We start from the raw sequence: 15,179 nt of genomic DNA on the forward strand, positions 1-15,179 counted from the left end.
ATTTCCTTGACGACTTACTGAGACCGCGGCCGATCCGGCATCAACACCGCCGAATGATCAGGCTCAACCTCGGGCGGCGCTTCGACCGGATACCTCGGCACCAGTGCCTGCTGTGGATAAGTCTGCGCGAAATGCACCCACGGGGAGTTATCCACAAGCTTTTTCAAACGCTGGTTGAAAGCCCGGCTCACCGCATACTGACCACCGGACACCGTGCGAAATTGCGCGGTCAGCACCACGCCGTTGAGGTCCATCTTGTCCACGCCGAACACATCCAGCGGGCCTTGCAGGTTATAGCGCAGGAACGGATCGCTGCTGATGGAATGCCCCGCCTCGCGGATCAGTTCGATGGCCTTGTCGACATCGGTGTCATAGGTGAATTGCACCGAGAAAAACGCGTAGGCGAATTGCCGTGATTGGTTGGTCACGGCCTTGATCTGCCCGAACGGTACCGAGTGCACGAAGCCCTTGCCGTCGCGCAGGCGCAAGGTGCGGATGGTCAGGCCCTCGACCGTGCCGGCATGCCCGGAGTCGAGCACCACCCAGTCGCCGATGGACAGGGTGTCCTCGATGATGATGAACAGTCCGGTAATCACGTCCTGCACCAGTTGCTGGGAACCGAAACCGATGGCCAGGCCGATGACCCCGGCACCGGCCAGGAACGGCGCGACGTTGATGCCCAGGTTGGCCATGGTGGTGATCGCGCAGATCACCACCAGGATGATTTTGATCGCGTTGCGCAGCAACGGCAGGATGGTTTTCACCCGCGTGCTCGGCTGACGCGCCGAGCGTTTGTTGGTCGGTGGTTTCAGGGCCTCCTGGATCGCCGTGTCGAGCAATACCCAGACCATCCAGGTCACCAGCAGGATCAGGCCGATGTGGCCCAGGGAATCACTGATCGCCCGGCCCACGGCATTGCTCACTGCGAATTCGAACAACGACACGCCCCAGATCCGCCCAAGGATGTCGATGAACACGATGGCCATGGCGATGCGCAGCAAGGCATGGGACAGATTGAGAAAGCGCTCCTTGTAGGCGCTGCTGCGGCGCAGGTCCGCTTCGCTGCGCGCCTTGAACAGATGGTGCAGCGTGGTACTGAGAAACACCGTGGCAATCAGCAATACCGTGGTGAACAAGGCGCTGCGCAGCACTCTCTGGTTGTCTGCCCCGGCACCGATCAGGTTGATGATCGAGACCAGCACCATCAGCAGAATCGGCCAGTACCAGAGCCCGGAAAATATCCGCAGGGTCTCGCGCAATGCCGGTTGGCTGAGGCGTTGGGCCAGCGGCAGGATGCGGATGACCTGGGCGACCGGGCGACGCATGCGGATCACCAGCAAGCCGAAGGAAATCGACGCTGCCAAGCCAGTGAACACGGCGATGCTGCTGGTGAGATTGCTGCCCAGTTGATGGGCGATCTGCGGGCTGGTCAGGGCATCGCTCAAGGCCACCAGAAAGCCGATAACGAACAAGGGTCGGGGACTCTTCTCGCGGATGATCTGCACCGCCCGCCGCTTGTGCCCGACATTGAACACCACCACCAGCGACAGCACCAATGACGCAGCGAATACCCCGGCGCTGGCGGCATAAGCCAGGCACAGCGCCAGCGCCCGTCCCGCCGATATCGGCAAAAACTGGCTGGCATAGATGGTCAACGGCAGACTCACCACCGCCGCCAGGGTGTAGGGCAGCACGTAACCGAGCAACGCCTGGCCCCGTTCGCGGCTGAGCAGCAAACGGTGTTCACACAAGCGCCTGACGGTCAGCCGCCCAAGCAGCCAAAGCCCAGCAAACACGGCTGCCCACACGCAGGTCAGTATCAGGAAATCGCCGGCCACGCTCCACGGTGAACGGGCCGATGGCTGATTGACCAACTGATCCACTTCATCGGCCGCGCGATCGGCACGCAAGCGCCAGACGTCGACGAGGTTTTCGTTGAGATCGAGTTTGGTCTGCACCTCGTCGATGCTTGAACTGATGGCACCCAGCAAGCCGCCTTGTACCAGCGGTTCGGGGTGTGCCGGCGGCGTTGCGGCGGTCGCGGCGGCCGGCAGCCCGGGGATCGCGGCGGCCTCCAGTTGCTCGCTGCCCAGAAACAGCAGCGCTCCCAGCAATATCGCGGTCTTGAGCCTGATCAAAACACCCGCTCCTTTGGCTGTGTCGGTAAGGAACTGATCGGGAAATGCCGGGCAAGTTCGGACATTGCCCGCAGAAAGCAGAACGGTGACGCCGTCGTGGTGCGCAGACTAACACTCGCGCTCGCGACTTTTGCGTTCAAAGCAAAATGGTTGGCCTGTTACCCACCATTGGCGCCGACCTCGGCGCTGGCGTGGCAAGCACCGGGCTATAAGTCGTTGATCCTCGCACGGATCGTCACCGGCCTGGCTCACGCGGGTTTTTTTTCGATCGGTTCGACCATCGCCACCAGTCTAGTGCCGAATTTCGCTCCCACAGTTGTTCGGTGGCGCCCTGTACAGAATGTACCGTCCGTAGCCCCATCGAAACTTTCGCCACCACCCCAGAGTCATCCAAAAACAGTAGCCGTCAGGCGGGAGGCGACATGACAGCGAATCACACCGATATTCCCGCACACTCAAACGCAACCGACATGCGGGTACAGGGTTCGTCCGTCACTTGCCGCTTCACGGTGCTGACGGTCAACACTCATAAGGGATTCACCGCGCTCAACCGGCGCTTCATCCTGCCGGAACTGCGTGAAGCGGTGCGCAGTGTGTCTGCCGACGTGGTGTTTTTGCAGGAGGTCCACGGCACCCACGAACAGCATCCCAAGCGCTACAACAACTGGCCGGCGATGCCGCAATACGAATTCCTCGCCGACACCCTGTGGCCGCAGTTCGCCTATGGTCGCAATGCGGTGTATCCCGCGGGCGATCACGGCAATGCGCTGCTGTCGAAATTCCAGATCATCCGTCACGACAACCTCGATGTGTCCATCAGCGGCCACGAGAACCGCGGGCTCCTGCATTGCGTGTTGCGCTTGCCCGGCGACGACCGGGAAGTGCATGCCATTTGCGTGCACCTGGGCTTGCGCGAAAGCCACCGCACGGCGCAATTGAAGTTGCTCGCCCAATGTCTTGGTGCCCTGCCCGAAGACACCCCGGTGATCGTCGCCGGGGACTTCAACGACTGGCGCCAGCGCGCCGATGTACTGCTCAGGCCCTGCGGTCTGCGCGAAGTCTTCGCCGCGCATCATGGCAAACCGGCGCGCAGTTTCCCCGCGCGCATGCCGGCATTGCGCCTGGACCGCATCTACGTGCGCAACCTCAAGGCCAGCCATCCGCAAGTGCTGTCCACCCGGCCCTGGTCGCACCTCTCCGACCATGTCCCGCTTTCGGTGGAGATCGAGCTATGAGCAGCCAGTCGATGGAAAAGAACACGCTGGACCACATCCCCGCTCCACCCATCCGCGAGCCGACGACGGTCGATGTCGAATATGGCTGGCAAGGCAGCAATCGCGTCGAATTGCTGGAAAACGGCGAAGCGTATTTTCCCCGGGTATTTGACGCCCTGCGCCAGGCGCAAAGTGAAATCCTGCTGGAAACCTTCATTCTGTTCGAGGACAAGGTGGGCAATGAGCTGCAACAGATCCTGATCGACGCCGCCAAGCGCGGTGTACGCACCACCGTCAGCCTCGACGGCTTTGGCTGCGGCGAACTGAGTACCGGGTTCCTCACCGCCATGACCGCAGCCGGCGTGCACCTGCAAATGTTCGACCCGGCACCCAAACGCCTGGGCATCCGCACCAACTGGTTCCGGCGCCTGCACCGCAAGATCGTGGTGGTGGACGGCAGCATTGCGTTCATCGGCGGGATCAACTTTTCTGCCGATCACCTGGCCGACTTCGGCCCCGAGGCCAAGCAGGACTATTCCGTGGAGGTGCAAGGCCCGGCGGTGGCCGACATCCATCACTTCGCCCTGCTGCAATGCGGTCGGCCGGTGCGGGCCAAATACTGGTGGCAACGACGGCGGATACGGCGCTCGGAACTGGCCGTCAGCGATCACGATGGCCAGGTGCGGCTGGTGTACCGCGACAACGGCGAGCACCCGACCGACATCGAAGAGGTGTATCGCCAGGTGTTGCGCCAGGCACAGCGGCGGGTGGTGATCGCCAACGCCTACTTCTTTCCCGGTTTCCGCCTGCTGCGCGAGATCCGCAATGCGGCCCGTCGAGGCGTGGATGTGCGGCTGATCCTGCAAGGGCAACCGGACATGCTGGTGGCCAAGCTCGCCGCGCGCATGACCTACGATTACCTGCTCAAGTCCGGGGTAAAAATCTACGAATATTGCGACCGCCCGCTGCACGGCAAGGTCGCCCTGGTGGACGAGGACTGGAGCACCGTCGGCTCCAGCAATCTCGACCCGTTGAGCCTGTCGATGAACCTGGAAGCCAACGTGCTGATCCGCGACCGTGGCTTCAATCGCCTGCTGTTCGACCGCCTGGAAGACCTCAGCGACAACCACTGCAAGGCCATGTCGTGCGACATCACGCCACGCGGGCGTGTCTGGCACATGACCATCGGTTTCCTGGTATTTCACTTCCTGCGGCATTTCCCGGCGTGGGCCGGCTGGTTGCCGGCGCATAAGCCTCGTCTGAAACCCTTCATCCCTCCGATCGGGAGTGCTGACCATGGACCGCGCTGAGCCCCACTCGGAAACTCACGCCAAAAGCGCCGGGAAGTCGCACTGGAGCCGCTGGAAGCGACCACTGACGATGCTGTTTTTCCTGATGCTGATCGTGCTGTTCGCGACGCTCGCCCAGCGCCTCGAATGGAGCGAAGTGTTCGATAACCTGGCCGATTTCAAGGTGCGCACGCTGATCATTGCATCGGGGCTGACCCTGTTGAGTTTTCTGGTGTACGCCTGCTTCGACCTGATTGGCCGCACCTACATCCGCCAGGACCTGACATGGAAGCAGATCCTGCCCGTGGGGATCATCAGCTATGCCTTCAACCTGAACCTGAGCGCCTGGGTCGGCGGCATCGCCATGCGTTACAGGCTGTATTCGCGGCTCGGGGTGAGCAAGAGCAACATCGCCAAAATCCTTGGCCTGAGCCTGGCGACCAACTGGTTCGGCTACATGGTCATTGCCGGCGCCGTGTTCAGCAGCGGCCTGGTGCGCATGCCGCCGGGCTGGAAGCTCAGCAGCAGCGCACTGCAAGGCGTAGGGGTTTTGCTATTGCTGCTGAGCGCCGGGTACCTGGCGGCGTGCCGGTTTGCCAAACGGCGGGAGTGGGCGATTCGCGGCATCGAGATTGATCTGCCGTCGCTACGCATGGCGGTGCTGCAACTGGCCCTCGGGGCCCTGAACTGGTCACTGATGGCAGCGGTGATTTTCACCTTGCTGCCGAGCAAGCTGGACTATCCACTGGTGCTTGGCGTGTTGTTGATCAGCGCCATCGCCGGGGTCATCACGCACATCCCGGCCGGGCTCGGCGTACTCGAGGCGGTATTCGTTGCGCTGCTGCAACACGAGGTTTCGCGGGGCAGCCTGGTGGCGGGCCTGCTGGCCTATCGGGCGATTTACTTCATCCTGCCGCTGTTGATTACGCTGGTGATGTATTTGCTGGTGGAGGCCAAGGCCAAGTCATTGCGGATCTCAAAGAAACCCAAGTGATTTTGTGCTGTTTGTGAGGACGCCATCGCGGGCAAGCCCGCTCCTACATAGATCGGTAGAGCACCCGAAGCCCCTGTGGGAGCGGGCTTGCCCGAGATGAGGCCCGCAAGAACACCCCGATATCAGGATGATTGAATAATGCTCAACCGTTCCCCCACCACCATCTCGGTAATCCAGTCGACCAGGATCGAGGTGTACGCCTGCTGGGAAACCGGATCGCTCAAGGCATGGTCGGCGCCGTCGAGGATGCGGTGAGTCAGTGAATGCGTCTGCTGGCAGGCCGCCCGGTAGCTCATGATCGTCGCGTGGGGCACATAGTCGTCGGTCTCGGACTGCACCAGCAGGACATCCCCGGTGAACTGTGAGCAGGCATGCAAGGCCCGGTTGCTGTCGGCACGCACCAGGGTGCTTCGATAATCGCGCAGATCCAGCTTGTCCAGATCGCGTTTCGGCGCGTGCCATAGCTCGTCGCGATACAGCGCCGGCACCCGCAGCGCCAGCCAGCGCACCGGCCTGAGCGACGTCAGGATCGAGGCCAGGTACCCCCCGTAACTGGTGCCGACCACGGCAATCGCCGAGGTATCGAGGGCCGGGTGCGCGAGCAGGCGGTCATAGGCCGCCAGCAGGTCGCGCAGGTTGTCTTCGCGGGTCACCCGGGACAATGGAATGCCGGTGCCGCCGGTGTGCCCCCGCAGGTCGAAGGTCAGGCACACGCAACCCAGACCGGCGATGCCCTTGGCGCGTTCCAGGTCCCTCTCCTGGCTGCCGCCCCAACCGTGCACGAAGAGCACGCCGGGGACTTTCGATTTGGGGCTCAGAAAAGTCCCGCTCATCTGTTCGTTGTCGATGTCGATCTGAATGGATTCGCTTCTAGCCGTCATAGGATTTAACCGTTACGTACTTGAGGAGAAAGTCACTGCTCTGCGCCGGCCCGCGGTACACCTCGATGGCGTCTGCCGGCAGCGGTTGATCGATGTAGGTCTCCACCGAAGACACGCGGATAGCGCCCATCCCCGGATCGTTGACGAAACTCTGCAGGGCCGCCACTTCGGCGCTGCTGGCACCGCCCATGCGCCAGGATTGTTCGAGCACGCCGCTGCGCTGTTTGCCGTCGCTATCGATGCCCTGAGCGATGTCGTAGTTGCGCCGTGACGCATAGAACCGCGGATAGGCTTCATCCGCGGCGCTGTCGAACACCTGTGCCTGCCGGATAGCCACCCGCACGTCATCGGCCAGGTCCAGCTTGAGCAGATCGTCGTAGCCGCCCTGTACCACCAACAGGTTCGAGCCGCCATACACCTCTTCGCCCTCTGCATCCTTGGTCAAGTATTGATCACCGCAGTAACTCAGCACCCTGTCGCCGATGAAACTCTGGCCGACGCTGTGGGTGATCACTTGATCCAGGTCCTGTTCCAGCACCACGCCTTCGCTGAACAACTTTTGGGCTTCGGGCCGGGCGAGTACTTCGTCGAACCGGTCGAGGCTGTCGATCACTTCCTGACCGCGCCCGGCGCAGGCGTGAATCGGCTTGAGGCGGATCGGGCCGGTATACAGCAGATGCTCCGCCGCCGGGCGTGCATCCTTCAGCGAGAACACACTTAGACCGTCGAGCACAACGCTGCGCACCCGCTCGGAAAACAACGGTGCCCAGCCTTGCGGCGCATGGGCGTTGTGGTTGAGCAAGCCATGGCTGATGGCTTTGGTGCAGATGAAATCGTGGTCGACATAACCGCCCCACAGATCCCCCGGCCCCTTGACCCCCAGTTGTCGGGCAGCTGCGGCGCCCACCAGGGTCTGGGTCGGCAACAGGTAGAGGTCGCGCCCCTCGTGTCGTTGCGGGTCGTAACTGCCGCCGTACTTGAGCCCCAGTATCTGCGCCAGCCAGCGAGCCAGCGCACGGTTGGTCTCGACTTCGTGCAGTGGCGCTTGGGCGAACACCGAATGGGCGACCACCAGTTTCTTGCGGTTTGTCGGGGTCATGCATCCCCCTTCCATCGACGCTTGATGAATGTAGCTGAAGGGGGTGCAGGGATCAGGCCAAGGCCCGTTGCGGGGTAAGGCGATTTAAATCAGCCGGTTACGCAAAAAGTGATGGCATGGGGCCTGTTTTATTCTGCACGACGCGCTTCGGTATTCCGGCATTTTGCACGATGCCAGCCAGCACACCCAACCCTGTGGGAGCGAGCTTGCTCGCGATAGCGGTGGGTCAGGCACATCAATGTATGGAATTTGGTGATGGGCCTATCGTGCCGCGGCCCCCGGCGTCACCCCGAACCGAGTCCGATAATCACTCGGCGCCAGCCCGGTGATTTTCTTGAACGTCGCACGAAACGCCCCCGGGTCCTGATAACCCACGGTCCAGGCAATATGATCGATGGTGCCGTTGGTGAATTCGAGCATTTCCCGGGCCTTGCCGACTCGCAGATGCTGGCAGTACTCGGTGGGTTTGAGCCCGGTGGCCGTACGGAATCGGCGCAGGAGGGTGCGCTCTTCCAGGCCTGCCTTTTCGGCCATCGCCGCCAGCGAGACGTCGGTCGCCCCGGTGCTTTGCAGCCAGTGCTGCACCTTGAGGATCGCCGCATCGCCATGACTGAGAATCGGCGCAAAATTGCTTCCGCACTCACTGGCGCTGTCGCTGTGCTCAACCACCAGAAACCGCGCGGTGCTGGTGGCGATGCTTGGCCCCAGCAGCCTGTTGACCAGGCGCAACCCCAGCTCGGACCAGGCCATCAGTCCGGCGGTGGTGATCAGATCTCCGTCATCGACAATCGGCGTATCGGCCTTGAGCCGGATCGCCGGATAACGCTCGGCGAAGGCTTTGGCCGAGGTCCAGTGAGTGGTGGCGCTGCGACCGTCGAGCAGACCGCTTTCAGCCAGCAGGATAGAGCCCACGCACACCCCGCCCAGCGTTGCGCCGCGGGCATGTTGCTCACGCAACCAGCGGATCAATCCCTGTGGCGCCTGGCCCTCGGAAAATCCGCCGATCGACGGTGGAATCAATACCGCCACCAGGGCGCGCTCCGTGCCGGGATGGCTGTCGAACACCCGAACCGGCATCTGATCGCCCTCGACCTGCCAATGGCTGACCCGCAGCAGCGGCAACCGGGCGCTCTGATGCTCGGCAGCGATCCGGTTGGCCACCCCGAACAAGTCCGTCAAGCCATGCACCGCCGCCATCTGTGCGCCGGGATAGATCAGCACACCGAGCTCGGCGATTGCCCTTTCTGCGTCCATTGTCAGTTTTCCCCCTCTTAATGTCGGTGCGGCCAATCCCCGGACCGCCCGCCAGAGCCAATACTTCATTCCACACCAACACACACTTCGAGGAAACAGTCATGGCCAAGCAAGCGCTCATCGTAGTCGATATCCAGAACGACTACTTCCCCCAAGGCAAGTGGCCGCTGGTCGGTGCCGATGTCGCCGCAGACAACGCCGTTCGCTTGATCGAGGCCTTCCGCAAGGCCGGTGATTCGGTGGTGCACATCCGCCACGAATTCACTTCCGAAGAAGCGCCGTTTTTCACCCCGAACTCCGAAGGCGCCAAGCTGCACCCGAAAGTGCTCAACCGCGCCGACGAACCGGTAGTACTCAAGCACTTCGTCAACTCGTTCCGCGAAACCGCGTTGAAGTCGATCCTCGACGAGCAAGGCATCAAGGAGCTGGTGGTCGTGGGCAGCATGAGCCACATGTGCGTCGACGGCATCACCCGTGCGGCGGCGGACTTTGGCTACAAGGTGACCGTGATCCATGACGCCTGCGCCACTCGTGACCTGGAATTCAATGGCGTGACGGTGCCGGCGGCGCACGTCCATGCGGCGTTCATGGCGGCCCTGGCGTTTGCTTATGCCAGCGTGGTGTCGGCCAACGATTTCCTCGCGGCCTGAATCTGCGACTAAATATCACCGCTCATAAAAAACCCGCACTTCAGATCGAAGTGCGGGTTTTGTTTTTCAGCTTGCCGTTTGCAGGCTTTCAGCAGCTTTAAAACGGAATATCGTCATCAAAGCTGTCGAAATCCGGAGCTGGCTGAGGAGCCGCCTGCTGTGGAGCCGGGCGCGACTGCTGCGGCGCCGACTGCTGTGGACGCGGAGCCTGCTGGCGCGGAGCGGATTGCTGGTAGTTGTTACCGCCGCCCTGGCCCTGCTGGTCGCCCTGTGGACGGCCGCCGAGCAATTGCATGGTGCCTTGCATGTCGACCACGATTTCGGTGGTGTAACGCTTGATACCGTCTTTTTCCCACTCGCGGGTCTGCAGCTTGCCTTCGATGTACACCTGCGAACCTTTACGCAGGTATTCGCCGGCGATTTCCGCAACCTTGCCGAACATCGACACACGGTGCCATTCGGTCTTTTCGACTTTCTGACCGGTTTGCTTGTCGGTCCACTGTTCGCTGGTTGCCAGACTCAGGTTGGTCACGGCGTTGCCGTTCGGCAGATAACGAACTTCAGGATCCTGGCCGCAAGTGCCGACCAATATGACTTTGTTAACCCCACGGGCCATTGCGTTCTCCTAGGCTTCGCACGCTGTCGCGGCCGGGTTGTTCACCAGACGCTCGAGAGTGGTGCGATCCAATAATTCTGTGTCCAGTTTGATGTAAATGGCGGCTTCATCGGCAACGACAATTGCATCTGTTACCCCTACGACGGCCTTGAGGCGCTCGATCAGGCCAGCTTCACGAATCGCTTCGGGCGACAACGGCAAGCGCAGGCTCGTTACATAGGGAGGTTCGCGCATGGTAACAGCAAAGACCAACCAAAGTGCAGCCAGACCGGCGCATCCGAGGAACACAACCGACAGACCGCCATGCTGGAACAGCCAGCCACCGAGGATTCCCCCCAGTGCCGAGCCGAGGAACTGGCTGGTGGAATAAACCCCCATCGCCGTGCCCTTCCCGCCTGCCGGTGAAACCTTGCTGATCAGCGACGGCAGTGAAGCCTCCAGCAGATTGAACGCGGTGAAAAACACCACCGTACCGATCACCAGAGCCCGCAAGCTGTCGCCGAACTGCCAGAAGAATAGCTCAGTGAGCAGCAGCGTCACGACGGCGCCGAGCAAAACTCGTTTCATTTTGCGTTTCTTTTCGCCGTAGATAATGAACGGGATCATGGCGAAGAAAGAAATCAGCAGCGCGGTCAGGTACACCCACCAGTGCTGCTCTTTGGGCAGCCCGGCCTTCTCGACCAGCGCCAGTGGCAAGGCGACGAAGCTGGACATCAACATCGCGTGCAACACAAAAATGCCCAGGTCCAGGCGCAACAGGTCCGGATGCTTGAGCGTCGGGATCAGCGCCTGGCGCGCAACGCCGGATTCGCGATGCTGCAACGGGCCGGTGGAGCGCGGCACCATGAACATCACGATCACGATGCCGAACAGCGCCATGCCACCGGTGGCCAGAAACAGCCCGGACAGCCCGAAGGCACGGGTCAGCAGCGGTCCAACCACCATGGCCACCGCAAACGACAGGCCGATGGTCATGCCGATCATGGCCATGGCCTTGGTCCGGTGCTGCTCGCGGGTCAGGTCGGACAGCAAGGCCATGACCGCCGCGGAAATCGCCCCGGCACCCTGCAGGATTCGTCCGGCGATCACGCCCCAGATCGAATCGGCCTGCGACGCCAGCACACTGCCCAGGGCGAAGACGATCAGCCCCAGGTAAATCACCGGACGGCGGCCGATGCGGTCGGAAATGATCCCGAACGGAATCTGGAAAACCGCCTGGGTCAGGCCATAAGCGCCAATCGCCAGGCCGATCAGGGCCGGCGTGGCTCCGGCCAGATCCATCCCATAGGTCGCCAGTACCGGCAACACCATGAACATGCCAAGCATACGGAAGGCGAACACCAGGGCCAGACCGCTTGCTGCGCGGGTCTCGCTGCCACTCATGCGCTCGCTGTGGGGATCGTGCATGGAAAAACCTCATGTGAACCGGCGGCGATTCTACCAGTCCCATCGATTGGCGGGGTATATCGCGACGCTTTGACGCGCATTGCTGACACACTCTTCATGCAAGACAGTAACTCACTCGTTTGATAGTGTGCATCCATCCAGTATTTGGCCGTATACTCCTACGTTTTCGACGCCCGCCGAGCGAGGCCACCTTGGACAAGATCCTGATTCGTGGGGCTCGAACCCACAACCTGAAGAACATCGACCTGACCCTGCCACGGGACAAGCTGATCGTCATCACCGGCCTGTCCGGATCCGGCAAGTCATCCCTGGCATTCGACACCCTGTACGCCGAAGGCCAGCGCCGCTACGTCGAATCGCTGTCGGCCTACGCCCGGCAGTTCCTGTCGATGATGGAAAAGCCTGACGTCGACACCATTGAAGGCCTGTCGCCGGCAATTTCCATCGAACAGAAGTCAACCTCGCACAACCCGCGTTCGACGGTCGGCACCATCACCGAAATCTACGACTACCTGCGTCTGCTTTATGCACGCGTGGGTATTCCGCGTTGCCCGGATCACGACATTCCGCTGGAAGCGCAGACCGTCAGCCAGATGGTCGACCTGGTCCTCGCCGAACCGGAAGGCAGCAAGCTGATGCTGCTGGCGCCGGTCATCCGCGAGCGCAAAGGCGAGCACCTGTCGGTTTTCGAAGAGCTGCGCGCGCAAGGCTTCGTGCGTGCCCGGATCAACGGCAAGCTCTATGAGCTGGACGAAGCGCCGAAGCTCGACAAGCAGAAAAAGCACACCATCGATGTCGTGGTCGACCGCTTCAAGGTGCGCGCCGACCTGCAACAACGCCTGGCCGAATCCTTCGAGACTGCGCTGAAGCTGGCGGACGGCATCGCCCTGGTGGCGCCGATGGACGACGAAACTGGCGAAGAGATGATCTTCTCCGCACGCTTCGCCTGCCCGATCTGCGGCCACGCCATCAGCGAGCTGGAACCCAAGCTGTTCTCCTTCAACAACCCGGCCGGCGCTTGCCCGACCTGCGATGGCCTGGGGGTGAAGCAGTTCTTCGATATCAAGCGTCTGGTCAACGGCGAACTGACCCTGGCCGAAGGAGCGATTCGCGGATGGGACCGGCGCAACGTCTATTACTTCCAGATGCTCGGGTCGCTGGCCGCCCACTATAAATTCAGTCTGGAAGTGCCATTCAACGAATTGGCCGCTGATCAGCAGAAAAACATCCTGCACGGCAGCGGCACGCAAAACGTCGATTTCAAGTACCTGAACGACCGTGGCGACATCGTCAAACGCTCGCACCCGTTCGAAGGCATCGTGCCGAACCTGGAACGCCGTTACCGCGAAACCGAATCGGCATCGGTGCGCGAAGAACTGGCCAAGTTCCTCAGCACCCAGTCGTGCCCGGACTGCCGTGGCACCCGTCTGCGTCGCGAAGCGCGGCACGTTTGGGTTGGCGAGAAAACCCTGCCGGCGGTGACCAACCTGCCGATCGGCGATGCATCCGAGTACTTTGGCGGGCTCAAGCTCACCGGCCGGCGTGGCGAAATCGCCGACAAGATCCTCAAGGAAATCCGCGAGCGTTTGCAGTTCCTGGTCAACGTCGGCCTCGACTATCTGTCGCTGGATCGCAGCGCCGACACCTTGTCCGGTGGCGAGGCCCAGCGCATTCGTCTGGCCAGCCAGATTGGCGCCGGCCTGGTGGGCGTCCTGTACATCCTCGACGAACCCTCCATCGGCCTGCATCAGCGCGATAACGACCGGCTGCTGGGCACCCTCAAGCACCTGCGCGATATCGGCAACACGGTCATCGTGGTCGAGCACGACGAAGATGCCATTCGTCTGGCCGACTACGTGGTGGACATCGGCCCGGGCGCCGGCGTGCACGGCGGGCATATCGTCGCCGAAGGCACACCGGCAGAAGTCATGGCCCATCCGGATTCGCTGACGGGCAAATACCTGTCGGGCCGGGTGAAGATCGAAGTCCCGGCCAAACGCACACCGCGCAACAAGAAGCTGACGCTGGCGCTCAAGGGCGCGCGTGGCAACAACCTGCGCAATGTCGACCTGGAGATTCCGATCGGTTTGCTGACCTGCGTGACCGGCGTGTCCGGCTCCGGCAAGTCGACGCTGATCAACAACACGCTGTTCCCGTTGAGCGCCACTGCACTCAACGGCGCCACAACGCTTGAAGCGGCCGCACACGACAGCATCAAGGGCCTGGAGCACCTGGACAAGGTGGTCGACATCGACCAGAGCCCTATCGGCCGGACTCCGCGTTCCAACCCGGCGACCTACACCGGGTTGTTTACGCCAATCCGCGAATTGTTCGCCGGCGTGCCGGAATCACGCTCCCGTGGCTACGGGCCGGGGCGCTTCTCCTTCAACGTCAAGGGCGGCCGTTGCGAAGCCTGCCAGGGCGATGGCCTGATCAAGGTGGAAATGCACTTCCTGCCGGACATCTACGTGCCGTGCGACGTGTGCAAGAGCAAGCGCTACAACCGCGAAACCCTGGAGATCAAGTACAAGGGCAAGAGCATCCACGAAACCCTCGAGATGACCATCGAGGAAGCACGGGTGTTCTTCGATGCCGTACCGGCCCTGGCGCGCAAGCTGCAAACCTTGATGGATGTAGGCCTGTCGTACATCAAGCTGGGGCAATCGGCGACCACGCTCTCCGGCGGTGAAGCCCAGCGGGTGAAACTGTCACGCGAACTGTCCAAGCGTGATACCGGCAAGACCCTGTACATCCTCGATGAACCGACCACCGGCCTGCACTTCGCGGATATCCAGCAACTGCTGGACGTGTTGCATCGCCTGCGCGACCACGGCAACACCGTGGTGGTGATCGAGCACAACTTGGACGTGATCAAGACCGCTGACTGGCTTGTGGACCTCGGTCCGGAAGGGGGTTCCAAGGGCGGGCAGATCATTGCCGTCGGCACGCCGGAGGAAGTAGCCGAGATGAAGCAGTCTCATACCGGTTACTACCTCAAACCTTTGCTGGAGCGCGATCGGGCTTAACCGGGCGCCATGAAAAAGCCCCTGTCACTTCATCAGTGACAGGGGCTTTTTTGTATCCGCGATATCAGGCGTGGGATTGCAGGTAGTTCTCTAGCCCGATCAACTTGATCAGACCCAACTGCTTCTCGAGCCAGTAGGTGTGATCTTCTTCAGTGTCATGCAACTGAACCCGCAGCATCTCGCGGCTGACATAGTCCTTGTGCTGCTCGCAGAGCTTGATGCCCTTGCACAGCGCAGCACGAACCTTGTACTCCAGGCGCAGATCCGCTTCGAGCATCTCGGTCACCGTAGTGCCGACATCGAGATCGTCCGGACGCATGCGCGGCGTGCCTTCTAGCATCAGGATACGGCGCATCAGCGCATCGGCGTGCCCTGCTTCTTCTTCCATCTCGTGGTTGATACGTTCGTAGAGCTTGGTGAAACCCCAGTCCTCATACATCCGCGAGTGGACGAAATATTGATCACGCGCGGCCAGTTCGCCGGTCAGCAACGTGTTGAGGTAATCGATTACGTCTGGGTGGCCTTGCATCGCCCTACATCTCCCTGCTTGAAAGTTATAGTTTGAACCAACCCGGCCATAACGTCACTCGCAAGACGCAATAAAAGCGAAG

Annotated in this window: 12 protein-coding genes; 5 read left to right on the forward strand and 7 right to left on the reverse strand. The window is 61.5% G+C overall.

Annotation, left to right across the window (positions count from 1 at the left end; translation table 11 throughout):
* Positions 1–14: 14 nt before the first annotated feature.
* Positions 15–2,138, reverse strand: coding sequence for a mechanosensitive ion channel family protein (locus EI969_RS26385; RefSeq protein WP_160390338.1), 2,124 nt, complete (start codon positions 2,136–2,138; stop codon positions 15–17).
* A gap of 470 nt (positions 2,139–2,608) precedes the next feature.
* On the opposite strand from EI969_RS26385, the gene EI969_RS26390 reads away from it, so the two are divergent.
* Genes EI969_RS26390 through EI969_RS26400 form a run of 3 tightly spaced genes read left to right on the forward strand, consistent with a single transcriptional unit; the run spans position 2,609 to position 5,635 of the window.
* Positions 2,609–3,373, forward strand: coding sequence for an endonuclease/exonuclease/phosphatase family protein (locus EI969_RS26390; RefSeq protein ID WP_256678371.1), 765 nt, complete (start codon positions 2,609–2,611; stop codon positions 3,371–3,373).
* Positions 3,370–4,662: a cardiolipin synthase ClsB gene (clsB, locus tag EI969_RS26395; RefSeq protein WP_160390340.1), complete on the forward strand. Its 1,293-nt coding sequence runs from the start codon at positions 3,370–3,372 to the stop codon at positions 4,660–4,662. The genes EI969_RS26390 and clsB overlap by 4 nt, the downstream gene beginning before the upstream one ends.
* A complete protein-coding gene (locus EI969_RS26400) occupies positions 4,649–5,635 on the forward strand; it encodes a lysylphosphatidylglycerol synthase domain-containing protein (RefSeq protein WP_160390341.1) in 987 nt (328 codons plus the stop codon). Before clsB ends, EI969_RS26400 begins: the two co-directional genes overlap by 14 nt.
* 122 nt (positions 5,636–5,757) lie before the next feature.
* Here the strand turns inward: EI969_RS26400 and EI969_RS26405 are convergent, their stop codons facing one another.
* The 3 genes from EI969_RS26405 to EI969_RS26415 form a co-directional block, all read right to left on the reverse strand.
* Positions 5,758–6,516 carry a S9 family peptidase gene (locus EI969_RS26405; RefSeq protein ID WP_150716045.1) on the reverse strand — a complete coding sequence of 253 codons (759 nt, stop codon included), beginning with the start codon at positions 6,514–6,516 and terminating at the stop codon, positions 5,758–5,760.
* The gene (locus tag EI969_RS26410) at positions 6,506–7,615 is read right to left on the reverse strand and encodes a DUF3182 family protein (protein ID WP_160390342.1); all 1,110 of its coding nucleotides are present in this window, start codon (positions 7,613–7,615) and stop codon (positions 6,506–6,508) included. Before EI969_RS26410 ends, EI969_RS26405 begins: the two co-directional genes overlap by 11 nt.
* Before the next feature lie 261 nt (positions 7,616–7,876).
* A complete protein-coding gene (locus tag EI969_RS26415) occupies positions 7,877–8,869 on the reverse strand; it encodes a GlxA family transcriptional regulator (protein ID WP_160390343.1) in 993 nt (330 codons plus the stop codon).
* 101 nt (positions 8,870–8,970) lie between these two features.
* Here EI969_RS26415 and EI969_RS26420 point away from each other — a divergent pair, with 101 nt between their 5' ends.
* Positions 8,971–9,519 carry a cysteine hydrolase family protein gene (locus EI969_RS26420; RefSeq protein ID WP_160390344.1) on the forward strand — a complete coding sequence of 183 codons (549 nt, stop codon included), beginning with the start codon at positions 8,971–8,973 and terminating at the stop codon, positions 9,517–9,519.
* 97 nt (positions 9,520–9,616) lie between these two features.
* Here EI969_RS26420 and EI969_RS26425 read toward each other — a convergent pair whose 3' ends face one another.
* Together EI969_RS26425 and EI969_RS26430 are read right to left on the reverse strand one after the other, a co-directional pair.
* Positions 9,617–10,135, reverse strand: a complete 519-nt coding sequence (locus tag EI969_RS26425; protein WP_007984430.1) for a single-stranded DNA-binding protein — start codon at positions 10,133–10,135, stop codon at positions 9,617–9,619.
* A 9-nt stretch (positions 10,136–10,144) separates the two neighbouring features.
* Positions 10,145–11,542 (reverse strand): MFS transporter, encoded by a 1,398-nt coding sequence (locus EI969_RS26430; RefSeq protein ID WP_160390345.1) that lies wholly within the window; start codon positions 11,540–11,542, stop codon positions 10,145–10,147.
* Between the two features lie 191 nt (positions 11,543–11,733).
* On the opposite strand from EI969_RS26430, the gene uvrA reads away from it, so the two are divergent.
* Complete coding sequence (uvrA, locus tag EI969_RS26435; RefSeq protein ID WP_160390346.1) at positions 11,734–14,568, forward strand: excinuclease ABC subunit UvrA; 2,835 nt, start codon at positions 11,734–11,736, stop codon at positions 14,566–14,568.
* 64 nt (positions 14,569–14,632) lie between these two features.
* On the opposite strand, the gene bfr is transcribed toward uvrA, so the two are convergent.
* Entirely contained in the window at positions 14,633–15,097 is a 465-nt protein-coding gene (gene bfr / locus EI969_RS26440; protein ID WP_007970123.1) for a bacterioferritin, read from the reverse strand.
* Positions 15,098–15,179 lie beyond the last annotated feature (82 nt).

Origin of the sequence: Pseudomonas sp. PB101 (assembly GCF_009764265.1) — a bacterium.
Lineage (GTDB): Bacteria > Pseudomonadota > Gammaproteobacteria > Pseudomonadales > Pseudomonadaceae > Aquipseudomonas.

Bases quoted from the DNA above. Each gene is read 5' to 3' on its own strand.
- EI969_RS26430 (WP_160390345.1), bottom strand. From the start codon at position 11,542: ATGCACGATCCCCACAGCGAGCGCATGAGTGGCAGCGAGACCCGCGCA.
- EI969_RS26415 (WP_160390343.1), bottom strand. From the start codon at position 8,869: ATGGACGCAGAAAGGGCAATCGCCGAGCTCGGTGTGCTGATCTATCCC.
- EI969_RS26400 (WP_160390341.1), top strand. From the start codon at position 4,649: ATGGACCGCGCTGAGCCCCACTCGGAAACTCACGCCAAAAGCGCCGGG.
- EI969_RS26420 (WP_160390344.1), top strand. From the start codon at position 8,971: ATGGCCAAGCAAGCGCTCATCGTAGTCGATATCCAGAACGACTACTTC.
- EI969_RS26405 (WP_150716045.1), bottom strand. From the start codon at position 6,516: ATGACGGCTAGAAGCGAATCCATTCAGATCGACATCGACAACGAACAG.
- EI969_RS26425 (WP_007984430.1), bottom strand. From the start codon at position 10,135: ATGGCCCGTGGGGTTAACAAAGTCATATTGGTCGGCACTTGCGGCCAG.
- bfr (WP_007970123.1), bottom strand. From the start codon at position 15,097: ATGCAAGGCCACCCAGACGTAATCGATTACCTCAACACGTTGCTGACC.
- clsB (WP_160390340.1), top strand. From the start codon at position 3,370: ATGAGCAGCCAGTCGATGGAAAAGAACACGCTGGACCACATCCCCGCT.
- EI969_RS26390 (WP_256678371.1), top strand. From the start codon at position 2,609: ATGCGGGTACAGGGTTCGTCCGTCACTTGCCGCTTCACGGTGCTGACG.
- EI969_RS26410 (WP_160390342.1), bottom strand. From the start codon at position 7,615: ATGACCCCGACAAACCGCAAGAAACTGGTGGTCGCCCATTCGGTGTTC.